Annotated in this window: 15 protein-coding genes and 3 tRNA genes; 15 read left to right on the top strand and 3 right to left on the bottom strand. The window is 67.9% G+C overall.

Going from position 1 to position 22,863, the window contains the following annotated elements:
- The first annotated feature begins 175 nt into the window (after positions 1 to 175).
- The 5 genes from gltB to eno all read left to right on the top strand — a co-directional run bounded on the left by gltB (position 176) and on the right by eno (position 10,102).
- Positions 176 to 4,624: a glutamate synthase large subunit gene (gene gltB / locus FIU88_RS14800; protein WP_152479734.1), complete on the top strand. Its 4,449-nt coding sequence runs from the start codon at positions 176 to 178 to the stop codon at positions 4,622 to 4,624.
- Between the two features lie 23 nt (positions 4,625 to 4,647).
- Positions 4,648 to 6,066: an FAD-dependent oxidoreductase gene (locus FIU88_RS14795; RefSeq protein WP_152479733.1), complete on the top strand. Its 1,419-nt coding sequence runs from the start codon at positions 4,648 to 4,650 to the stop codon at positions 6,064 to 6,066.
- 184 nt (positions 6,067 to 6,250) lie between these two features.
- Entirely contained in the window at positions 6,251 to 7,906 is a 1,656-nt protein-coding gene (locus FIU88_RS14790; protein ID WP_152479732.1) for a CTP synthase, read from the top strand.
- A 5-nt stretch (positions 7,907 to 7,911) separates the two neighbouring features.
- Positions 7,912 to 8,763 (top strand): 3-deoxy-8-phosphooctulonate synthase, encoded by an 852-nt coding sequence (gene kdsA / locus FIU88_RS14785; protein WP_016853502.1) that lies wholly within the window; start codon positions 7,912 to 7,914, stop codon positions 8,761 to 8,763.
- Between the two features lie 46 nt (positions 8,764 to 8,809).
- Complete coding sequence (gene eno / locus FIU88_RS14780) at positions 8,810 to 10,102, top strand: phosphopyruvate hydratase (RefSeq protein WP_152479731.1); 1,293 nt, start codon at positions 8,810 to 8,812, stop codon at positions 10,100 to 10,102.
- A gap of 488 nt (positions 10,103 to 10,590) precedes the next feature.
- Here the strand turns inward: eno and fdxA are convergent, their stop codons facing one another.
- Both fdxA and mutS read right to left on the bottom strand, forming a co-directional pair.
- Complete coding sequence (fdxA, locus tag FIU88_RS14775; protein WP_016853504.1) at positions 10,591 to 10,914, bottom strand: ferredoxin FdxA; 324 nt, start codon at positions 10,912 to 10,914, stop codon at positions 10,591 to 10,593.
- A gap of 192 nt (positions 10,915 to 11,106) precedes the next feature.
- Positions 11,107 to 13,689, bottom strand: a complete 2,583-nt coding sequence (gene mutS, locus FIU88_RS14770) for a DNA mismatch repair protein MutS (RefSeq protein WP_152479730.1) — start codon at positions 13,687 to 13,689, stop codon at positions 11,107 to 11,109.
- A 321-nt stretch (positions 13,690 to 14,010) separates the two neighbouring features.
- On the opposite strand from mutS, the gene FIU88_RS14765 reads away from it, so the two are divergent.
- The 9 genes from FIU88_RS14765 (at position 14,011) to FIU88_RS14725 (ending at position 21,248) form a co-directional block, all read left to right on the top strand.
- Positions 14,011 to 14,505 carry a CinA family protein gene (locus tag FIU88_RS14765; RefSeq protein ID WP_152479729.1) on the top strand — a complete coding sequence of 165 codons (495 nt, stop codon included), beginning with the start codon at positions 14,011 to 14,013 and terminating at the stop codon, positions 14,503 to 14,505.
- 158 nt (positions 14,506 to 14,663) lie between these two features.
- A complete protein-coding gene (gene recA, locus FIU88_RS14760; RefSeq protein WP_016853507.1) occupies positions 14,664 to 15,722 on the top strand; it encodes a recombinase RecA in 1,059 nt (352 codons plus the stop codon).
- A gap of 3 nt (positions 15,723 to 15,725) precedes the next feature.
- Positions 15,726 to 16,199, top strand: coding sequence for a regulatory protein RecX (locus FIU88_RS14755; protein WP_152479728.1), 474 nt, complete (start codon positions 15,726 to 15,728; stop codon positions 16,197 to 16,199).
- 276 nt (positions 16,200 to 16,475) lie between these two features.
- Positions 16,476 to 19,082 (top strand): alanine--tRNA ligase, encoded by a 2,607-nt coding sequence (gene alaS, locus FIU88_RS14750; protein WP_152479727.1) that lies wholly within the window; start codon positions 16,476 to 16,478, stop codon positions 19,080 to 19,082.
- 103 nt (positions 19,083 to 19,185) lie between these two features.
- Complete coding sequence (locus tag FIU88_RS14745) at positions 19,186 to 20,436, top strand: aspartate kinase (protein ID WP_016853510.1); 1,251 nt, start codon at positions 19,186 to 19,188, stop codon at positions 20,434 to 20,436.
- A gap of 188 nt (positions 20,437 to 20,624) precedes the next feature.
- Positions 20,625 to 20,825, top strand: a complete 201-nt coding sequence (csrA, locus tag FIU88_RS14740) for a carbon storage regulator CsrA (RefSeq protein WP_016853511.1) — start codon at positions 20,625 to 20,627, stop codon at positions 20,823 to 20,825.
- Between the two features lie 100 nt (positions 20,826 to 20,925).
- A tRNA-Ser gene (locus FIU88_RS14735) sits at positions 20,926 to 21,018 on the top strand.
- A gap of 21 nt (positions 21,019 to 21,039) precedes the next feature.
- A tRNA-Arg gene (locus FIU88_RS14730) sits at positions 21,040 to 21,116 on the top strand.
- Between the two features lie 55 nt (positions 21,117 to 21,171).
- Positions 21,172 to 21,248: transfer RNA gene (locus tag FIU88_RS14725), tRNA-Arg, on the top strand.
- 199 nt (positions 21,249 to 21,447) lie between these two features.
- On the opposite strand, the gene FIU88_RS14720 is transcribed toward FIU88_RS14725, so the two are convergent.
- A complete protein-coding gene (locus FIU88_RS14720) occupies positions 21,448 to 22,416 on the bottom strand; it encodes a tRNA-dihydrouridine synthase (protein ID WP_152479726.1) in 969 nt (322 codons plus the stop codon).
- A 165-nt stretch (positions 22,417 to 22,581) separates the two neighbouring features.
- Here FIU88_RS14720 and FIU88_RS14715 point away from each other — a divergent pair, with 165 nt between their 5' ends.
- On the top strand, positions 22,582 to 22,833 hold the full coding sequence (locus FIU88_RS14715) for an OadG family protein (protein WP_016853513.1): 252 nt from the start codon (positions 22,582 to 22,584) through the stop codon (positions 22,831 to 22,833).
- Positions 22,834 to 22,863 lie beyond the last annotated feature (30 nt).

Raw genomic sequence — 22,863 nt, 5'->3', positions numbered from 1 at the left:
TTTTGGCGCCCAGGGGATGGCGTGGCATTGCGCGGTCGAGGGGGGATGGCTATTCTGTGAAGCCTTTTGCCGCGCAGTTTCGATGCCGCGAATCGGGCATCAAATAAGAAGAAAAACCTCTAAGCATACCATAAAAAACTGCGAATAAAACTCTTTCGATACCTGAGGCACGCCCATGAACAGAGGTCTTCATCAACCCGGCGAGTTTCGTGACAACTGCGGGTTCGGTCTGATCGCCCACATGGAAGGGCAGGCCAGTCACGATCTGCTGCAGACGGCCATCGAGTCGCTGACCTGCATGACCCACCGCGGCGGCATCGCCGCCGACGGCAAGACCGGCGACGGCTGCGGCCTGCTGCTGAAGATGCCCGAGGCCTTCATGCGCGCCGTGGCCAAGGAATCGCTCGGCGTGGAGCTGGGCAGCCGCTTCGCGGTGGGCTCGATCTTCCTGCCCGACGACGACGCCCGCGAGGCCGCCGCCCGCGCGACCCTCGAGCGCGAGCTCGAGTCCCGTGGCCTGACCGTTCAGGGCTGGCGCGACGTGCCGGTCGATCCGAGCGTCTGCGGCCCCATGGCGCTGGACTGCCTGCCGCGCATCCGCCAGCTGTTCGTCGAGCCCGGCGACACCGCCGCGGACACCTTCGACGTCGAGCTTTTCATGGCCCGTCGTCGCGCCGAGCAGGCGCTGCGCGACGACGAGGACTTCTACGTCAGTTCGCTGTCCTCCGAGGTCGTCTCCTACAAGGGTCTGGTGATGCCGGTCGACCTGCCGGCCTTCTACCGCGACCTGGGTGACGAGCGGCTGGAGACCGCCATCTGCGTCTTCCACCAGCGCTTCTCCACCAACACCGCGCCGCGCTGGCCGCTGGCCCAGCCGTTCCGCCTGCTGGCCCACAACGGCGAGATCAACACCATCGAGGCCAACCGCGGCTGGGCGAATTCCCGCAAGGAGAACTTCGTCAGCGAGCGCCTGCCCGACATCGCCGAGCTCGACGAGATCGTCAACACCTCCGGCTCCGACTCCTCGAGCATGGACAACATGCTGGAAGTGCTGCTGACCGGCGGCATGGAGCTGCATCGCGCGGTGCGCATGATGGTGCCGCCGGCCTGGCAGAACGTCGAGATCATGGACGGCGACCTGCGCGCCTTCTACGAATACAACTCCATGCACATGGAGCCGTGGGATGGCCCGGCCGGTGTGGTCATGACCGACGGCCGTCAGGCGGTCTGCATGCTCGACCGCAACGGCCTGCGTCCGGCGCGCTGGGTGATCACCAAGAACGGCTACATCACCCTGGCCTCCGAGATCGGCACCTACGACTACAAGCCGGAGGACGTGGTGGCCAAGGGGCGCGTCGGCCCGGGCCAGATCCTGGCCGTGGACACCCAGACCGGCGAGGTCCTGCACACCCAGGACATCGACTCGCGTCTCAAGTCGGCCTACCCCTACAAGCGCTGGCTGAAGCAGGAGGCCAACTATCTGGAGTCCGCGCTGACCGAGCTGGCCCGCTTCCAGAACATGGATGCCGAGACCCTGGCGGTGCGACAGAAGATGTTCCAGGTCAGCTTCGAGGAGCGTGACCAGGTGCTGCGTCCGCTGGCCGAGAGCGGCCAGGAGGCGGTCGGCTCCATGGGCGACGACACCCCCATGGCGGTGCTGTCCGGCAAGCAGCGCCTGCTGACCGACTACTTCCGCCAGAAGTTCGCCCAGGTCACCAACCCGGCCATCGACCCGCTGCGCGAGTCGATCGTGATGTCGCTGGAGAGCTGCATCGGTGCCGAACTCAATGTCTTCGAGGCGACCCCGGATCACGCCCATCGCCTGGTGCTGACCACGCCGGTGCTGTCGCCGCGCAAGTTCACCGCCCTGGTGAACCATGAAGACCCGGCCTTCAACAGCCACACCCTGTCGCTGGCCTACGATCCCGAGACCATCGGGCTCAAGGGGGCGCTGCAGGCGCTGTGCGACGACGCCGCCCAGGCCGCCCGCGACGGCAAGGTGCTGCTAGTGCTGTCCGACGCCGAGGTGGCGAAGGGGCAGCTGCCGATCCACGCCGCCCTGGCGGTCGGTGCCGTGCACCATCATCTCGGCCGGCTGGCGCTGCGCCCGCGGGTCAACCTGATCGTCGAGACCGGCTATGCCCGCGACGCCCACCAGATGGCGGTGCTGTTCGGCGTCGGCGCCACCGCGGTCTATCCATGGCTGGCCTATCAGGTCATGGCCGACATGCATCGTACCGGCGAGCTGGTCGGCAACCCGGCCGACGCCCGCGAGAACTATCGCAAGGGGCTGCAGAAGGGGCTGTTCAAGATCCTGTCCAAGATGGGCATCTCGACCCTGGCCTCCTATCGCGGCTCCCAGCTGTTCGAGGCGGTGGGCCTGGCCTCCGAGGTCATGGACCTGTGCTTCACCGGCATGGCCTCGCGCATCGAGGGCACCGGCTTCGCCGAGCTGCAGTTGCAGCAGGAGCTGCGGGCCAAGGACGCCTGGTCGCCGCGCAAGAGCATCTCCCACGGCGGCCTGATGAAGTACGTCCACGGCCACGAGTACCACGCCTACAACCCGGACGTGGTCAAGGCCCTGCAGGAAGCGGTGCAGGAGGGCGATTACGCCAAGTGGAAGAGGTTCGCGGGCCTGGTCAACGACCGTGAGCCGGCCACCATCCGCGACCTGCTGCGCCTCAAGCCCGCCGAGACGGCGCTGCCGCTGGACGAGGTCGAGCCGGTCGAGGACCTGCTGCCGCGCTTCGACAGCGCCGGCATGTCGCTGGGCGCGCTGTCGCCGGAGGCCCACGAGGCCCTGGCGCAGGCGATGAACGAGGCCGGCGGTCGTTCCAACTCCGGCGAGGGCGGCGAGGATCCGGCGCGCTACGGCACCGTCCGCAGCTCCAAGATCAAGCAGATCGCCTCCGGTCGCTTCGGCGTCACGCCGGCCTATCTGGCCAACGCCGAGGTGCTGCAGATCAAGGTGGCCCAGGGCGCCAAGCCCGGCGAGGGCGGCCAGCTGCCCGGCGGCAAGGTCAACGGCCTGATCGCCCGACTGCGCTACGCGGTGCCCGGCGTGACCCTGATCTCGCCGCCGCCGCACCATGACATCTACTCCATCGAGGACCTGGCGCAGCTGATCTTCGACCTCAAGCAGGTCAATCCGAGCGCCCAGGTGTCGGTGAAGCTGGTCTCCGAGCCCGGTATCGGCACCATCGCCACCGGCGTGGCCAAGGCCTATGCCGACCTGATCACGGTGTCCGGCTATGACGGCGGCACCGCGGCCAGCCCGCTGACCTCGATCAAGCACGCCGGCAGCCCCTGGGAGCTCGGCCTGCCCGAGGTCCATCAGGCGCTGCGCATCAACGGCCTGCGCGACAAGATTCGCCTGCAGACCGACGGCGGCCTGAAGACCGGCCTCGACGTGATCAAGGCGGCGATCCTCGGCGCCGAGAGCTTCGGCTTCGGTACCGCCCCGATGGTCGCCCTGGGCTGCAAGTACCTGCGAATCTGCCACCTCAACAACTGTGCGACCGGCGTGGCCACCCAGCATCAGGCCCTGCGCGACGAGCACTTCCGCGGCACCGTCGACATGGTCAAGCACTACTTCCGCTTCATCGCCGAGGAGGTGCGCGAGCTGATGGCCCTGCTGGGCGTGCGTCAGCTCACCGAGCTGATCGGCCGCACCGATCTGCTCGAGGCGATCGAGGGCGTGACGGACTCCCAGCGTCGTCTGGACCTGTCGCCGCTGATGACCAACGACTTCGTGCCCGCCGAGGCGCCGCAGTTCTGTCAGGTCAGCCGCAACGTGCCCCACGATCCGGGCGCCAAGAACCAGGAGGTGCTCGAGGCGCTCGAGTCGGCCATCGAGCACAAGTCCGGCGGTGAGTTCGACTTCACGATCACCAACTGCGACCGCTCCGTCGGCGCGCTGATCTCCGGCACCATCGCCAAGCAGCACGGGGAGGCGGGCCTCGAGGATGCGCCGCTGACCGTGCGCTTCAACGGCGTGGCCGGCCAGAGCTTCGGCGTGTGGAACGCCCGCGGCCTCAACCTCTACCTCGAGGGCGACGCCAACGACTACGTCGGCAAGGGCATGAACGGCGGCAAGGTGGTCATCGTGCCGCCCCGCGACAGCGGCTTCGAGAGCCACAAGACGGCGATCATCGGCAACACCTGCCTGTACGGGGCCACCGGCGGCACGCTGTACGCCGCGGGGACCGCCGGCGAGCGCTTCGGGGTGCGCAACTCCGGCGCCCGGGCGGTGATCGAGGGGGCCGGCGACCACTGCTGCGAGTACATGACCGGCGGCCTGGTCACCGTGCTCGGCGAGGTCGGCGTCAACTTCGGTGCCGGCATGACCGGCGGCTTCGCCTACGTGCTGGACGAGGACCGCAGCTTCGTCGACAAGTACAACCATGAACTGGTGGAAATCCACCGCGTCAACACCGAGGCCATGGAGGCCCATCGGCGACACCTGAGGGAAATCATCGAGGAATACGTCGCGGAGACCGGCTCCCGGCGCGGTCACGACATCCTCGAGGACTTCAGCGACTTCATCCGTCACTTCTGGCTGGTGAAGCCCAAGGCGGCGAGTCTCGCCAGCCTGCTGGATGAATCCCGTCGGCGTCCCGAGTAAGCCTGGAGAGAGGAGCGAGTAACATGGCCAACCGTTTGAACAACGACTTCCAGTTCATCGACGTGGGTCGCCAGGACCCCGAGAAGAAGGCGGCGTCGACGCGGGCGAAGCAGTTCGCCGAGATCTACGAGCCGTTCCAGCCGCAGGACGCCGCGACCCAGGCGCATCGGTGCCTGCACTGCGGCAACCCCTACTGCGAGTGGAAGTGCCCGGTTCACAACTACATTCCCAACTGGCTGCAGCTGGTCAGTGAGGGCAACATCCTGGAGGCCGCCGAGCTCTCCCACCGCACCAACTCGCTGCCCGAGGTGTGCGGCCGGGTGTGCCCGCAGGATCGCCTGTGCGAGGGCGACTGCACCCTCAATGACGGCTTCGGCGCGGTGACCATCGGTTCGGTGGAGAAGTACATCACCGACACCGCCTTCGCCATGGGCTGGCGCCCGGACATGTCCCGGGTCACCTGGACCGACAAGAAGGTGGCGATCATCGGCGCCGGCCCGGCCGGCCTCGGCTGCGCGGACATCCTGGTGCGCAACGGCGTCAAGCCGGTGGTGTTCGACAAGAACCCCGAGATCGGCGGCCTGCTGACCTTCGGCATCCCCGAGTTCAAGCTCGAGAAGACCGTCATGGAGCGTCGTCGCGCCGTCTTCGAGGAGATGGGCGTCGAGTTCTGCCTGGGCGTGGAGATCGGCCAGGACATGCTGTTCGACAGGCTGCTCGCCGAGTACGACGCGGTGTTCCTCGGCATGGGCACCTACAAGTACATGGAAGGCGGCTTCCCTGGCGAGGATCTGCCGGGCGTGCACAAGGCGCTCGACTACCTGATCGCCAACGTGAACCACTGCCTGGGCTTCGAGAAGGATCCGGCGGACTACGTCTCGCTGGAAGGCCAGAAGGTCGTGGTCCTCGGCGGCGGCGATACCGCCATGGACTGCAACCGCACCGCCATCCGCCAGGGGGCCGAGGCGGTGACCTGTGCCTATCGTCGCGACGAGGACAACATGCCCGGGTCGCGCAAGGAAGTGGCCAATGCCCGCGAGGAGGGCGTCGAATTCCTGTTCAACCGCCAGCCGGTGGCGGTGGTCGGCGAGGACAGGGTCGAGGGCGTGAAGGTCGTGCGCACTCGCCTCGGCGAGCCCGACGAGAACGGTCGCCAGCGTCCCGAGGTGGTGCCGGGCTCCGAGGAAGTGGTGCCGGCCGATGCCGTGGTCATCGCCTTCGGCTTCCAGCCGAGCCCGGCGCCCTGGTTCGAGACCGTGGGCATCCAGGTCGACGAGAAGGGTCGGGTCAAGGCGCCGGAGCAGGGGGCCTACGCCTTCCAGACCACCAACGAGAAGATCTTCGCCGGGGGTGACATGGTGCGCGGCTCCGACCTGGTGGTCACCGCCGTGTACGAGGGGCGTCAGGCCGGCGAGGGCATCCTCGACTACCTGGACGTCTAGGCGCCGAGCGACGCTCGACACGCCAGCCCCGAGGCGCCGGCCTCGGGGTTTTTCGTTGCCGGTGGGGCGGGAGGCGGCCGGCGCGCAGCCCAAATTGAGCCGGGGAACGCTCTCTGCTATCCTGTCGTCCCATCCTGGCGCGGCTTCCTGCCGGGCCTACCGATCACGTTTCGACAGGTTCTCCATGACACGATATATCTTCGTGACCGGCGGCGTTGTGTCCTCTCTCGGCAAGGGCATCGCGTCGGCCTCGCTGGCGGCGATTCTCGAGGCACGGGGCCTCAAGGTCACCATGCTCAAGCTCGATCCCTACATCAATGTGGATCCGGGCACCATGAGTCCCTTCCAGCATGGCGAGGTGTTCGTCACCGAGGATGGGGCGGAAACCGACCTGGACCTCGGCCACTACGAGCGTTTCATCCGCACGAAGATGAGCCAGGCCAACAACTTCACCACCGGGCGCGTCTACGAGCACGTGCTGCGCAAGGAGCGCCGCGGCGACTACCTGGGTGGCACCGTGCAGGTGATTCCGCACATCACCGACGAGATCAAGCACCGCGTCTATGAAGGCGGCAAGGACGCCGACGTGGCGCTGGTCGAGATCGGTGGCACCGTGGGCGACATCGAGTCGCTGCCGTTCCTCGAATCGATCCGTCAGATTCGCAGCGAGCTGGGCGCGAGCCGGGCGATCTTCATGCACCTGACCCTGGTGCCCTACATCCAGACCGCCGGCGAGACCAAGACCAAGCCGACCCAGCACAGCGTCAAGGAACTGCGCTCGATCGGCATCCAGCCGGATATCCTGATCTGCCGCAGCGAGGTCGAGCTCGAGGAGACCGAGCGCCGCAAGATCGCGCTGTTCACCAACGTCGAGGAGCGGGCGGTCATTCCGCTGCAGGACGCCGATACCATCTATCGCATTCCGCTGATGCTCCACGAGCATGGCCTCGACGAGTTCGTCTGCGACAAGCTGCGCCTGGAGGCCGGCGAGGCCGACCTGACCGAGTGGATCCGCGTGCTCGACGCCAAGCTCAATCCGCTCAAGTCGATCAACATCGCCATGGTCGGCAAGTACATGGAGCTGCTCGACGCCTACAAGTCGCTCAACGAGGCGCTGGTGCACGCCGGCATCCAGAGCCGCGTGAAGGTCAACATCGACTACATCGACTCCGAGGACATCGAGCGTCATGGCCCGGAGCGCCTGGCCGGCAAGGACGCCATCCTGGTGCCCGGCGGCTTCGGCGAGCGCGGCGTGGAAGGCAAGATCGAAACGGCCCGCTTCGCCCGCGAGAACGACATCCCGTATCTCGGCATCTGCCTCGGCATGCAGGTCGCGGTGATCGAGTTCGCCCGCCACGTGGCCGGCTGGACCGACGCCAACTCCACCGAGTTCACCCACGACACCCAGCACCCGGTGGTGGGCCTGATCACCGAGTGGCTGAGCCCGGAAGGCAAGATCGAGCTGCGCGACGAGGCCTCCGATCTGGGCGGCACCATGCGCCTGGGCGGCCAGGTCTGCCATCTGGCGGCCGGCTCCAGGGCCCGCGAGGCCTATGGCAACGAGGAAATCGTCGAGCGTCACCGTCACCGCTACGAGGTCAACGACCAGTTCGTCGCCGACCTCGAGAAGGCCGGCCTGGTGGTCTCCGGTCGCAGCGTCGACAGCTCGCTGGTGGAGATGGTCGAGCTGCCCGATCATCCCTGGTTCGTGGCCTGCCAGTTCCATCCGGAGTTCACCTCCACGCCGCGTGACGGCCATCCGCTGTTCACCGGCTTCGTGAACGCGGCGCTGGAACACAAGGCGGCGCGCACCCGCGCCCAGAGCACCCCACAGGAGTGAGCGTCATGTCCGTCCCGGAACGCCTGATCGACATTGCCGGCCTCCGGGTCGGCAATGACCAGCCGCTGACGCTGTTCGGCGGCATGAACGTGCTGGAATCCCGCGAGCTGGCCCTCGAGGTGGCCGAGGCCTACGTCGAGGTCACCGGCCGGCTCGGCATGCCGTACGTGTTCAAGGCCAGCTTCGACAAGGCCAACCGCAGCTCCATCCATTCCTTCCGCGGCCCCGGTCTCGACCGGGGGCTCGAGATCCTCGCCGAGGTGAAGGAACGCTTCGGCGTGCCGATCATCACCGACGTGCACGAGCCCTGGCAGGCGGCCCCCGCCGCCGAAGTGGCCGACGTCATCCAGCTGCCGGCCTTCCTCGCCCGCCAGACCGATCTGGTGGTGGCGATGGCCGAGACCGACGCGGCGATCAACATCAAGAAGCCCCAGTTCCTGGCGCCTCATGAGATGCGCCACATCCTGCGCAAGTGCGAGGAGGCCGGCAACGACCGGCTGATCCTGTGCGAGCGCGGCACCAGCTTCGGCTACAACAACCTGGTGGTCGACATGCTCGGCTTCGGCGAGATGAAGGAGACCGGCTACCCGCTGCTGTTCGACGTCACCCACGCCCTGCAGCGCCCGGGCGGTCGTTCCGACAGCGCCGACGGGCGTCGCGCCCAGGTCGCCGAGCTGGCCCGCGCCGGCGTGGCCGTGGGGCTCGCCGGGGTGTTCCTGGAGTCCCACCCGGACCCGGACAACGCCAAGTGCGACGGCCCCTGCGCCCTGCCGCTCGATCGTCTCGAGCCCTTCCTGTCCCAGCTCAAGGCGCTCGACGAGCTGGTCAAGGGCTTCGCGCCGCTCGAGATTTCCTGACCCCAACGCTGACTCACTCACGCTGACTCATTAAGGACGAGACAACATGACCAAGATCGTCGATGTTCGCGCCCTCGAGGTGCTCGATTCCCGCGGCAATCCCACCGTTCAGGCCGAAGTGCGGCTGGAGAGCGGTGCCGTGGGCACGGCCTGTGCCCCCAGCGGAGCCTCCACCGGTTCCCGCGAGGCCCTCGAGCTGCGTGATGGCGACAAGTCCCGCTATCTGGGCAAGGGCGTGTTGAAGGCCGTGGAGGCCGCCAACGGCGTCATCCGCGAGCGTCTGGTCGGCATGGACGCGCGTGACCAGCGTGCCCTGGACGAGGCCATGCTCGAGCTCGACGGCACCGACAACAAGGCCACCCTGGGCGCCAACGCCATCCTCGCGGTGTCGCTGGCCGCCGCCAAGGCCGCGGCCAACGCCAAGGGCACGCCGCTCTACGCCCACATCGCCGAGCTCTACGGTCAGCCGAGCCGGTTCCGCATGCCGGTGCCGATGATGAACATCCTCAACGGCGGCGAGCATGCCGACAACAACGTCGACATCCAGGAGTTCATGATCCAGCCGGTGGGCGCGCCGAGCTTCCGCGAGGGCCTGCGCATGGGCGCCGAGATCTTCCACGCCCTGAAGAAGGTCCTCGCCGGCCGCGGCCTGTCCACCTCCGTGGGCGACGAGGGCGGCTTCGCGCCGAACCTGGCGTCCAACGCCGAGGCCCTGGCGGTGATCAAGCAGGCGGTGTCCGACGCCGGCTACGAGCTGGGTCGCGACATCACCCTGGCGCTGGACTGCGCCTCCTCCGAGTTCTACAAGGACGGCGTCTACGACCTCTCCGGCGAGGGCAAGCAGTACGACGCCGCCGGCTTCGCCGACTACCTGGCCGACCTCAGCGAGCAGTACCCGATCGTCTCCATCGAGGACGGCATGGACGAGTCCGACTGGGCGGGCTGGAAGGCGCTGACCGACAAGATCGGCGACAAGGTCCAGCTGGTCGGCGACGATCTCTTCGTCACCAACACCCGCATCCTCAAGCGCGGCATCGACGAGCAGATCGGCAACTCGATCCTGATCAAGTTCAACCAGATCGGCTCGCTGTCCGAGACCCTGGACGCGATCCGGATGGCCCAGGACGCCGGCTTCACCGCGGTGATCTCCCACCGCAGCGGCGAGACCGAGGACACCACCATCGCCGACCTGGCCGTGGGCACCGCCGCCGGCCAGATCAAGACCGGTTCGCTGTGCCGCTCCGATCGCGTCGCCAAGTACAACCGTCTGCTGGTGATCGAGCAGGAGCTCGGTGAGCGCGTCGACTACCCGGGCCTGAGCGCCATCAAGGGGCAATGAGCGGCGCTCGTCGGTGGCCTTCGTGTAGGAGATCGCCTACACGGCGCTGACGAGATTCGTGACATTTTGCTCGGGAAAACCGGCGCCCATTGGGCGCCGGTTTTTTTATGTCATTGTTATTGAAAGAAATTTTTCCTGTTTGTGCGCGAGAGGATGGTGCCCCGAGCGAGAGGGGGTGGTTGAGAACTCCTTCAGGGCTGACAGAATGGGCAGCGGGACAAGGGAGAGCGGAGCCTCTCTCGGCAGGACGCCACGGGATGCAGTCTCAAGCCGAGCCCGGTGTCGCAGGATGCGGTTTCCGGGCAGGGAAGGCTAGGAGTTCGAGCGGAGGGAGCCGCTCAAGGATGGCTAGGAGCGGGCGGTCTTCGGGCCGCCTTCTTTTGTCTGGATGTTCTCCTTCATCGCAGCACGAAACGACGACGCCGAATGTCGAGAGACATTCGGCGTCGTCGTGTTCGGGCGCGCTACCCGGGCGCGGCGTCCGAGGCTCAGCGCTCCAGCAGCTCGGCCTTGCCGGTCTTGCCGTCCCATTCCTCGGCGTCGGGTAGCGGGTCCTTCTTCTCGGCGATGTTCGGCCACGTCTCCGCCAGTTCGGCGTTGATCTCGATGAACTGTTCCTGTCCTTCCGGCAGCTCATCCTCGGAGAAGATCGCCTCGGCCGGACACTCGGGCTCGCACAGCGCGCAGTCGATGCACTCGTCCGGGTGAATCACCAGGAAGTTGGGCCCCTCGTAGAAGCAGTCCACCGGGCAGACCTCGACACAGTCGGTGTACTTGCACTTGATGCAGTTCTCGGTGACGACGAATGTCATGCCAGTCTCCCTTCCTCGGCCGGGGCGCGCCGCGGCCAGTCGGTCTTGAATGTCGAATTAGGTTATAAAAACTTTTGCTTTTATAATAAGTGGAACTTGATCGAACCATTTTAGTCGGCCGGCCATGCCGCCCGCAAGCCATGGCGTGTCAAGTCGATGACGATCGCCCGTGCTCGCCGTCGGCGCCCCGCCCTACAGGTTCTGCTGCCACTGATACAGCCATTCCAGCGCCTGGCGCGGGCTCAGCTCGTCCAGTGCCAGCCCCGAGAGGCTCTCCACCACCGGATGCGGCGCGCTGGCGAACAGGTCGTTCTGCTGGGGCGCGGTGTCGGCGTCGTTCGATGCGCTCGGCGTGCGCTGGCCCTGGTCGACCTCCTGCTGCTCCAGGGTGGCGAGCTTCTCCCGGGCCCGGGCGATCACGCCCTGGGGCACGCCGGCCAGCTGGGCGACCTGCAGGCCGTAGCTCTGGCTGGCCGGGCCGTCTTCCACCCGGTGCATGAAGACGATGCCGTCGCGATGCTCCGCCGCCGTCAGGTGCACGTTGGCCACCCCGGCGGCCTGCTCGGGCAGCGCGGTCATCTCGAAATAGTGGGTGGCGAACAGCGTGAAGGCGCGGGTGCGGGTCAGGTGCTCGGCGCTGGCCCAGGCCAGCGACAGGCCGTCGAAGGTGCTGGTGCCGCGGCCGATCTCGTCCATCAGCACCAGGCTGTGGTCGGTGGCGTTGTGCAGGATGTTGGCGGTCTCGGTCATCTCCACCATGAAGGTCGAGCGGCCGCCGGCCAGGTCGTCGGAGGAGCCGATGCGGGTGAAGATGCGGTCCACCGGGCCGATGCTCGCGCTGTCGGCCGGCACGAAGCTGCCGGTGTGGGCGAGCAGGGTGATCAGCGCCGCCTGGCGCATGTAGGTGGACTTGCCGCCCATGTTGGGGCCGGTGATCACCAGCATGCGCCGCTCGTCGTCCATCACCATGTCGTTGGGCACGAAGGGCGCCTCGCTGACCCGCTCGACCACCGGGTGGCGGCCGCCGCGGATGTCGAGGCCCGGCGCCTCCGGCAGCGCCGGGCGGACCAGGTCCAGCGAGCGGGCGCGTTCGGCCAGCGCGGCCAGCACGTCCAGCGCGGCCAGCGAGCGGCCGGTGGCCTGCAGCGGCGCCAGTTCGGCGTTGAGGTCGTCGAGCAGGCCGTCGTAGAGCAGCTTCTCCCGGGCCAGGGCGCGGGACTTGGCCGACAGCGCCTTGTCCTCGAACTCCTTGAGCTCGGGGATGATGAAGCGCTCGGCGTTCTTCAGCGTCTGGCGGCGGATGTAGTCCACCGGCGCCTCGCGGGCCTGGGCGCGGGGGATCTCGATGTAGTAGCCGTGGACCCGGTTGTAGCCGACCTTGAGGCCGGAGAGCCCGGTGCGCTCGCGCTCGCGGGTCTCGAGCTGCACCAGGTAGTCGCCGGCGTGCTCGGCCAGGCCGCGATGCTCGTCGAGCTCGGCATCGAAGCCCTCGGCGATCACGCCGCCGTCGCGGATCACCACCGGCGGGTTCTCGACCAGCGCGCGGCTCAGGGTATCGGCGAGCGCGGGATAGGGGCGGATATGGCGCTTGAGCTCGTCCAGGGCGGTGCCGTCGTCGTACTCGGCGAGTTCCGCCTCGAGCTCGGGCAGCGCCGCCAGGGCGTCGCGCAGCCGGGCGAGGTCGCGGGGGCGGGCGCTGTACAGCGCCACCCGGGCCAGGATGCGCTCCACGTCGCCGATCGCCTTGAGCGTCTCGCCCAGCGGCAGGTAGCCGTCGCGGTCGAGCAGGGCGGCCACGGCGGCCTGGCGGGCGCCGACCCGGTCGCGGTCGCGCAGCGGGCGGTTGAGCCAGCGCTTGAGCAGCCGCGAGCCCATGGCGGTGGCGGTGGTGTCGAGCACGCTGGCCAGGGTGTTGTCGCTGCCGCCGCCCAGGTTGATGTCGATCTCCAGGTTACGGCGGCTGGCGGCGTCGATCACCACGGCGTCGTCGCGGCTCTCCACGCCGATGGCGGTGACGTGGGGCAGCTGCGAGCGCTGGGTGTCGCGGGCGTAGTCGATCAGCACCCCGGCGGCGGTGAGCGCGGCCTCCAGGTGGGCGCAGCCGAAGCCGCGCAGGTCCTGCACGGCGAACTGGTCGCACAGGGTGCGGGTGGCCGATTCCAGATCGAACAGCCAGTCGCTCTGGCGGCGCAGGCCGCGACGCTCCTCGAGCGACGGCGGCAGGCTCAGGCCGTCGGCCACCAGCAGCTCGGCCGGATCGAGGCGGGTCAGCTCGGCCAGCATCTCGGACTCGCCTTCCACCTCGAGCACGCTGAAGCGCCCGCTGGAGAGCTCCAGCCAGGCCAGTCCCCAGCGCTCGCCGGTCGGGTGGATCGCCACCACCAGGTTGTCGCGGCGGGCGTCGAGCAGCGCCTCGTCGTAGAGGGTGCCGGGCGTGACGATGCGCACCACCTTGCGCTCCACCGGGCCCTTGGCGGCGGCCGGGTCGCCCATCTGCTCGCAGATGGCCACCGACTCGCCGGCGGCGACCAGGCGCGCCAGATAGCCCTCGGCGCTGTGATAGGGCACGCCGGCCATGGGAATCGGCTGGCCGGCCGACTGGCCGCGCTGGGTCAGGGTGATGTCCAGCAGCGCCGCGGCGCGCTTGGCGTCGTCGAAGAAGAGTTCGTAGAAGTCGCCCATGCGGTAGAACAGCAGCACCTGGGGGTGCTCGCGCTTGATCTTCAGATACTGGGCCATCATCGGCGTGTGCGGCTTGGTGCTGGCCTGTGACATGGGCTTCCCTGACTGGCGGTGGAGACGGTGAGAAACGCGGATATCGGGATGGCGTGAGGTGCCATGCATCTCGCGGACAAAGCCAGTATTCTACGCCCAAGGATGGCCTTCGTCAGGGTCATCAAGACAACCTCGGAGCCAGCGTTGCCGTCGTTGCGGCGGGCTGATCCGGCGACAGATCTGCGAGGGGGCGCTGTGAACCCTTCCGTGAGCGCTACCGATGCCATCCCTGGCATAGGACCCCCTCTGCGATCTGTCCCCGGCGCCCGCGCATCGTGATCCGTGGCGACCGGCCGCATGCGAGAATCTGGAGAAAAGCCGATGTCCGTATCGCCCGAGACGTGCCGTCTCGCCGAGCGCCTCGGCGCGCTGTGCCGGGAGCGCGGCGCGAGCGTCGCCACCGCCGAGTCCTGCACCGGCGGCGGGGTGGCGAATGCCATCACCGAGATCGCCGGCAGCTCGGGCTACTTCGAGACCGGCTATGTGACCTATTCCAACGCCGCCAAGACGCGCCTGCTGGGCGTGCCCGAGCCGCTGCTCGAGCGCTTCGGGGCGGTCAGCCACGAGGTGGTCGAGGCCATGGTGGCCGGCGCCTGCACCGAGAGCGGCGCCGATCTGGCCGTGGCCATCAGCGGCGTGGCCGGCCCCGGCGGCGGCAGCGCCGACAAGCCGGTGGGCACGGTGTGGCTGGCCTGGGGCGCCCCGGGCCGGGTGCGCACCGAGCGTCGCCACTTCGCCGGCGAGCGCGATGCGGTGCGCGACCAGGCCGTGAACGTGGCCCTCCAGGGGCTGATCGCCGAGCTGGAAGACGGCTAGTCCGGCCTCGGTCGACGGGGTCGGTTCGGGGTGGCCGAGCGGCCGCTTTTTCGTCATACTACTGTGCAGTCATACAGTGCTTTCGGCGGCCGCTGCGCCGTCATTCCGCCAATGTTTCGTCATCGCCGTGCGTCACGGCGATCGCTTAGGAGACCCTCATGGCTCAGGACGACAATCGTTCCAAGGCGCTCAACGCCGCGCTTTCCCAGATCGAGCGCCAGTTCGGCAAGGGCACCGTGATGCGCCTGGGCGATACCCCGCGCGTGGTGATGCCGTCGGTGTCCACCGGTTCTTTGGGGCTGGACATCGCCCTGGGCATCGGTGGCCTGCCCTATGGCCGCGTGGTCGAGATCTTCGGCCCGGAATCCTCGGGCAAGACCACCCTGACCCTGTCGGTGATCGCCCAGGCCCAGAAGCAGGGCAAGACCTGCGCCTTCATCGACGCCGAGCACGCCCTGGACCCGAGCTACGCCGAGAAGCTCGGCGTCAACCTCGACGACCTGCTGGTCTCCCAGCCGGACACCGGTGAGCAGGCCCTCGAGATCTGCGACATGCTGGTGCGCTCCGGCGGCGTCGACGTGATCATCATCGACTCGGTGGCGGCGCTGACCCCGCGCGCCGAGATCGAGGGCGAGATGGGCGACTCCCACGTCGGCCTGCAGGCCCGCCTGATGTCCCAGGCGCTGCGCAAGATCACCGGCAACATCAAGAACGCCAACTGCATGGTGGTGTTCATCAACCAGATCCGCATGAAGATCGGCGTGATGTTCGGCAGCCCCGAGACCACCACCGGCGGCAACGCGCTCAAGTTCTACTCCAGCGTGCGCCTCGACATCCGCCGCACCGGCTCGGTCAAGCAGGGCGACGAGGTCACCGGCAACGAGACCCGCGTCAAGGTGGTCAAGAACAAGGTCTCGCCGCCGTTCCGCCAGGCCGAGTTCCAGATCCTCTACGGCAAGGGCATCTACCACGCCGGCGAGGTGGTCGACCTGGGCGTGCAGTGCGGCCTGGTCGACAAGGCCGGCGCCTGGTACAGCTACCAGGGCAGCAAGATCGGCCAGGGCAAGGCCAACGCCGCCCAGTTCCTCGAGGACAACCCGGCGATCATGGAAGAGATCGAGAGCCAGATCCGCGCCCAGCTGCTGTCCACGCCGGAGCCCAAGGAAGAGGACGCCGAGGCCGAGGCGAGCACCGACGCGGGCGGCGAGTCGTCCTGATCCATGGTGGGCCCTGTGCGATCGGAGGACGCCACGCCCCGTGACGACGCCATCCGCCTGCTGGCCCGGCGCGAGTATGCCCGGGCCGAGCTGCGCGACCGCCTGGCCACCAAGGGCCACGCGCCCGAGGCGGTCGAGGCCTGCCTCGACGAGCTGATCGAGCAGGGGCTGCAGTCCGATGCGCGCTTCGCCGAGAGCTTCCTGCGCTCCCGGGTCGCTCGCGGTCAGGGCCCGGTGCGCATCCGCGCCGAGCTCTCCCGGCGCGGCGTCGATGACGCCACCACCCGCGGGGCCTTCGACGAGGCCGGCGGCGAGGTCGACTGGTTCGAGCTCGCCGCCGCGACCCTCGCCCGGCGCTTCTCCGGCCCCGGGAAGGAGCCCCGCGAGCGGGCCCGGCGCGAACGCTTTCTGGCCGGCCGCGGCTTCGATTTCGACCAGCTGCGGCATGCCATGACCCATGCCTGGGACGACCCCTGACCTCCCGCCCCCTTTAGTCGTCCGACCACTGCGCTATAATGGCTCCCTTTGCGGAGAAGACACTGCCTGAATGCCGGCGCGGTTCGATCACCGCGCGTCGCGGCGCTCGCACGCCAGGACGGTCGCCGCCAGGGCATTCTTTTGCCGCCTCGCTGCGCCGTTCGCTTGAGCCAGCTCATTGATTTGTGCAGTGTTTTCCAGTGCCCCGGGTGGCAGTCCGATGATGGCTGCCGTGCCCGTCCTGCGGGCCACCATGCCTATCGCCACGGATACCCCATGAAAAGCGCAGACATCAGACAGGCCTTTCTGAGTTACTTCGAGGAGCAGGGGCATACCATCGTGCCGTCCAGCTCCCTGGTGCCGGGCAACGACCCGACGCTGCTGTTCACCAACGCCGGGATGGTGCCGTTCAAGGACGTCTTCCTCGGCCGCGATCCGCGTCCCTACGTCCGCGCCACCTCGGCCCAGCGCTGCGTGCGCGCCGGCGGCAAGCACAACGACCTCGACAACGTCGGCTACACCGCCCGCCACCACACCTTCTTCGAGATGCTGGGCAACTTCAGCTTCGGCGACTACTTCAAGCGCGACGCCATCGGCTTCGCCTGGACCTTCCTCACCGAGGTGCTGGGCCTGCCGAAGGAGAAGCTGTGGGTCACCGTCCACGTCAGCGACGACGAGGCCGAGCGCATCTGGAAGGACGAGATCGGCGTCGACCCGGAGCGCTTCTCCAAGCTCGACGAGGACAACTTCTGGCAAATGGGCGACACCGGCCCCTGCGGCCCCAGCTCCGAGATCTTCTTCGATCACGGCGCCGAGGTCTGGGGTGGCCCTCCCGGCAGCCCCGAGGAGGACGGCGACCGCTACATCGAGATCTGGAACCTGGTGTTCATGCAGTTCGATCGCGACGCGGCCGGCGAGATGCATCCGCTGCCCAAGCCGTCCATCGACACCGGCATGGGCCTGGAGCGCATCGCCGCGGTGATGCAGGGCGTGCACTCCAACTACGAGATCGACCTGTTCCAGAACCTGCTCGAGGCGGCGGCCCGGGCCACCGGTCATGACGACACCGCCACGCCCTCGCTGCGCGTGATCGCCGACCACATCCGCTCCTGCGCCTTCTTGATCACCGACGGCGTGCTGCCCTCCAACGAGGGACGCGGCTACGTGCTGCGCCGGATCATCCGCCGCGCGGTGCGCCACGGCCACAAGCTGGGCGCCAAGGGCAACTTCTTCCACCAGCTGGTGGGCGCGCTGGACGCCGAGATGGGCGGGGCCTATCCGGAGCTGCGCGAGGCACGCCCTCAGATCGAGCGCGTGCTGCTGAAGGAAGAGGAGCAGTTCGCCCGCACCCTCGATCACGGCATGGGCCTGCTCGAGGAGGCGCTGGCCGGCCTCGAGGGCGACACCCTGCCGGGCGAGACGGTGTTCAAGCTCTACGATACCTACGGCTTCCCCTACGACCTGACCGCCGACGTCTGCCGCGAGCGCGGCGTGACCCTCGACGAGGCCGGCTTCGAGCGCGAGCTGGAGGCCCAGCGCGAGCGCGCCCGGGCGGCCAGCCAGTTCGGCGCCGCCTACGAGGCGTCGCTCGACCTGGAAGGCGAGACCGACTTCACCGGCTACGAGCGCCTCGAGGATCGGGCCGCCGTCACCGCCCTCGTCGACCGCGAGGGCAACCCGCTGGACGGCCTCGAGGTCGAGCAGCGCGGCATGGTGGTGCTGGATCGCACGCCCTTCTACGCCGAGTCCGGCGGCCAGGTGGGCGACACCGGCTATCTGGCATTCGAGGGTGGCCGTTTCCTGGTCACCGATACCCAGAAGCAGGGCGGCCACCACCTGCACCACGGCGTGCTGCTCGAGGGGGCGCTGGCGGTCGGCGACGCGGTGACGCCGCGGGTCGACGCCGGCCTGCGCGCGGCCAGCGTGCGCAACCACTCGGCCACTCACCTGATGCACCAGGCGCTGCGCATGGTGCTCGGCGAGCACGTCGAGCAGAAGGGCTCGCTGGTGACGCCGGAGCGCCTGCGCTTCGACTTCAGCCACTTCGAGCCGATGACCGCCGAGCAGCTGGCCGAGGTCGAGCGCCTGGTCAACGAGCAGGTGCTGGCCAACGCCGATACCGTGATCGAGCACATGACCCTGGACCAGGCCAAGGAGAAGGGCGCCGCGGCGCTGTTCGAGGCCAAGTACGCCGACAGCGTGCGGGTCCTGACCATCGGCGCCGACGACTTCTCGATCGAGCTGTGTGGCGGCACCCACGTGCGCCGCAGCGGCGACATCGGCTGCTTCCATATCGTCAGCGAGGCCGGCGTGGCCTCCGGCGTGCGCCGCATCGAGGCGATCACCGGCGAGGCGGCGCTGAGCTACTTCCGCGAGCAGGAAGCCCGCGTCGAGCGCATCGGCGAGCGCCTCAAGGCCAAGCCCGAGCAGGTCGAGGAGCGCGTCGAGTCGCTGGTCGAGCGCAACCGCGGCCTGGAGAAGGAGCTCGAGCGGCTCAAGGCCAAGCTGGCCAGCGCCGCCGGCAACGACCTGCTCGACGAGGCCCGCGAGATCAAGGGCGTCAAGGTCCTGGCCAAGCGCCTGGAAGGCGTCTCCGGCAAGGAGCTGCGCGGCATGCTCGACCAGCTCAAGAACAAGCTGGGCTCCGGCATCGTGGTGCTCGGCGTGGCCGATGAGGCGGCCGGCAAGGTCAGCCTGATCGCCGGCGTCACCGATGATCTCACCGCCAGGGTCAAGGCCGGGGCGCTGGTCAACCACGTGGCCGGTCAGGTCGGCGGCAAGGGTGGCGGCCGACCCGACATGGCGCAGGCCGGCGGCAGCGACGCCGCGGCCCTGCCGGCGGCGCTGGAGAGCGTTCCGGCCTGGGTCGAGAGCGCGCTCTAGGCGTCACGGGGCCGAAGACGACAGCGTCTTCGGCCCCTCGTGTATCCGGCCTCGCTTACCTTTCATTCATTCCAATGCTAAATCGATAGAGGGACAACGACGCATGGCACTATACGTACAGAAGTTCGGCGGTACCTCGGTGGGCTCCGTGGAGCGCATCAAGGCCGTGGCCGAGAAGGTCAAGGGCTTCCGTGACGCCGGCCATCAGGTCGTGGTCGTGGTTTCCGCCATGAGCGGCGAGACCAACCGCCTGATCGGCCTGGCCAACGACATCAACGACGAGCCGACCCCACGCGAAATGGACATGCTGGTCTCCACCGGCGAGCAGGTGACCATCTCGCTGCTGACCATGGCCCTGCACAAGCTCGGCGTGCCGGCCACCTCCTACACCGGTTCCCAGGTCGGCATCATGACCGACAGCGCCCACACCAAGGCGCGCATCCAGCGCATCGAGACCGACGACATGCGCCAGGACCTGGACGACGGCCAGGTGGCCGTGGTCGCCGGTTTCCAGGGCGTCGACGAGGAGGGCAACATCACCACCCTCGGTCGCGGCGGCTCCGACACCACCGGCGTGGCCCTGGCCGCGGCCCTGAACGCCGACGAGTGCCAGATCTACACCGACGTCGACGGCGTCTACACCACCGACCCGCGCGTCTGCTCCCGCGCCCAGCGCCTGGACTCCATCACCGTGGAGGAGATGCTGGAGCTGGCCAGCCTCGGCTCCAAGGTGCTGCAGATTCGCGCCGTCGAATTCGCCGGCAAGTACAACGTCCCGCTGCGCGTGCTGTCCAGTTTCCAGGACGGCCCCGGCACCCTGATCGTTGCAGACTCCGACAAAGACGAGGACTCCATGGAAGAACCGCTGATCTCCGGTATCGCCTTCACCGCCAACGAGGCCAAGCTGACCCTGCTCAACACCCCGGACGTGCCGGGCGTGGCCTCCAAGATTCTCGGTCCGATCGCCGATGCCAACATCGAGATCGACATGATCGTGCAGAACGTGGCCCCGGCCGGCGACTACACCGACTTCACCTTCACCGTCGCCAAGGGCGACTACAAGCAGACCCTGAAGATCCTCGAGGAGCAGGTGCTGCCCGCCCTGGGCGAGGGCGAGGTGAAGGGCGACGACAAGATCGCCAAGGTCTCGCTGGTCGGGGTCGGCATGCGCTCCCACGCCGGTGTGGCATCGAAGATGTTCCGCGTGCTGTCCGAGGAGAACATCAACATCCGCATGGTCTCCACGTCGGAGATCAAGATCTCGGTGGTGGTCGACGAGAAACACATGGAGCTGGCGGTTCGTGCCCTGCACCAGGCCTTCGGTCTGGACAAGGACGACATCGAAAGCGAATAAGGCCTCGCAGCCTGCCGTCAGCTTCTACGCTTGTAGGAGAGCCCGTGGCAGCGCCTGAATCGCGCTTCCATTCAACGAAGCTTCTGGGGTGTCATGGGCCATGCTTGCGGGCAGGGGGCGGGTGAGCGCCGGCCCCCTGCATCGCACAAGCGCATCCCGCTGTCAGAAGTCTGAGAAGGAGATCAGTCATGCTCATTCTGACCCGCCGTGTCGGCGAAACCCTGATGATCGGTGATGACATCACCGTGACCGTGCTGGGCGTCAAGGGAAACCAGGTCCGTATCGGCGTCAACGCCCCCAAGGACGTTGCCGTGCATCGCGAGGAGATCTATCAGCGCATCCAGCGCGAGAGAACCGACGAGGATGACGACGGCGAGGCGAGGGAGTGACGCGCCCGCGATCCGTCGGTGAGTCCGGAAGGGGAGAAAAATTGCCTGCCCCTATGGACAAACCCCAATCGGATCGGTAGGATACGCACCTGTCGATGAGGGAGAGGTGGCCGAGTGGCTGAAGGCGCTCCCCTGCTAAGGGAGTAAGGGGTTTATAGCCTCTTCGAGGGTTCGAATCCCTCCCTCTCCGCCAGCATCGACAGATGGAAGACAAGCGCCCGTAGCTCAGCTGGATAGAGTACCTGACTACGAATCAGGTGGTCGGAGGTTCGAATCCTCCCGGGCGCGCCATCTTCCTTTGGATGATGACTTCATCATCCCGCGATGAGTCCGCTCATTGCCGAAAGCGCCCGTAGCTCAGCTGGATAGAGTACCTGACTACGAATCAGGTGGTCGGAGGTTCGAATCCTCCCGGGCGCGCCAGATTCCGGACCCGCTCTCCTCGTGAGGGCGGGTCTTCTGTCTTTTGTACCCCGCTTTTTGCTAGCCGGACACCCTGCCCACAGAGGGGTCGGTGTCCGTGATCGTTAAGGCGCCGTCGCAATGCGACGTGCGCCTTTTTTTTGCTTTGCGACTTGTCCCTTCTCTATCTCTCTTCCTGGTTTCTCGCCGCGTGGCGCCTTCAGGCGCTGGCGACGTCGAGCCTGTCGCTCGGCACGGCGTCCTCGGCCGACAGTCCCGCGAGGAAGTCGTCCAGGTCGGTGACCCGGCGCAGTGCCTGAAAGCGTCGCGCGGCTTCGGTGTCGCGACTCCGCATGTGGTTCAACCATTGTTTGAGTAGCGAGACCACGATCTTGCTGGGTAACATGGTTCGCTGCGACGCAGCATAGTCGCACAGGACGCGGGCGCGCTCGCTCCAGCGCGTCGCCGGCAGGCGCTCGCCGGTGGCCTGCCAGTGGCGGAGGCGCGGCGCCAGGCCGGGATCGGCGAGGGCGCCGCGGCCGAGCATCACGTCCTGGCAGCCGGAGAGGGTGCGCGCCTTCCAGTAGTCCTCCAGCGTCCAGATGTCGCCGTTGGCGATCACCGGAATCGACAGCCGGGCGCGGATGCGGCCGATCCATTCCCAGTGGGCCGGCGGGCGGTAGCCTTCGCGGCGGGTGCGCGCGTGCACCACCAGCTGGCGGGCGCCGGCGTCCTCGGCGGCGTGGCTGCAGGCCAGCGCCAGGCGGCGGTCGTCGAAGCCCAGGCGGATCTTGGCGGTCACCGGAATGGCGTCGCCCACCGCCTCATGCACGGCGGCCACGGCGGCATGTACCCGGCGTGGGTCGCGCAGCAGCGAGGCGCCGCCGTCGTGACGGTTCACCAGCTTGGCCGGGCAGCCGAAGTTCAGGTCCAGGCTGCCGACGCCGAGCTTCAGCGCCTGGCGGGCATTGGCGGCCAGCGCCGCCGGGTCGGAGCCCAGCAGCTGCAGGTGCACCGGCACGCCGCTCGGCGTCGCCGGATGGCGGTCGGCCAGCTCCGGGCAGTGGCGATGGAAGACCCGCGGCGGCAGCCGCGCGTCGACCACGCGCACGAACTCGGTGACCGTCCAGTCGAATCCCGGCGCCCGCGTCAGCATCTCGCGAGTGACGGCATCGATCACCCCCTCCATGGGGGCTAGGCCGATGCGGCCGGGATGTAGTAATTTAACAACGTCAGCTTCCACCATGGTGCCATCGCGATCCTTTGGGAGTGTGGCAGCTTATACGCTCAGCGTTCATGCGCAACTCGCGCGCCCCATCGGCGGGGCGTGCCGGGGCGCGCGAGGAGGTCAACCATGCAGGATTCGCAGCTATTGAACGAGGGCCTGGCCCTGATGGGCCTCGGCATGGGGTTCGTGTTCGTCTTTCTGACCGTGCTGGTGTTCGTCACCACCCTGATGTCGCGCGTGATCGGGCGCTTCTTCCCCGAGCCCGCGGCCGATGCCACGCCGGCCGCCGCCACGCGCGCGCCGGCCACGCCGGATGAGGACCTGACGGCCGTGATCAGCGCCGCGGTCCACCGCTATCGCCGCGAGCATCGCCGCTAGCCCCGACACCCCCTCACTCCATCAACGACA

This window comes from Halomonas sp. THAF12, assembly GCF_009363675.1.
Taxonomy (GTDB): domain Bacteria; phylum Pseudomonadota; class Gammaproteobacteria; order Pseudomonadales; family Halomonadaceae; genus Halomonas; species Halomonas smyrnensis.
The sequence above is the reverse complement of the archived record's forward strand: the minus strand, read 5'-3'. Positions and strand labels throughout refer to the sequence as shown.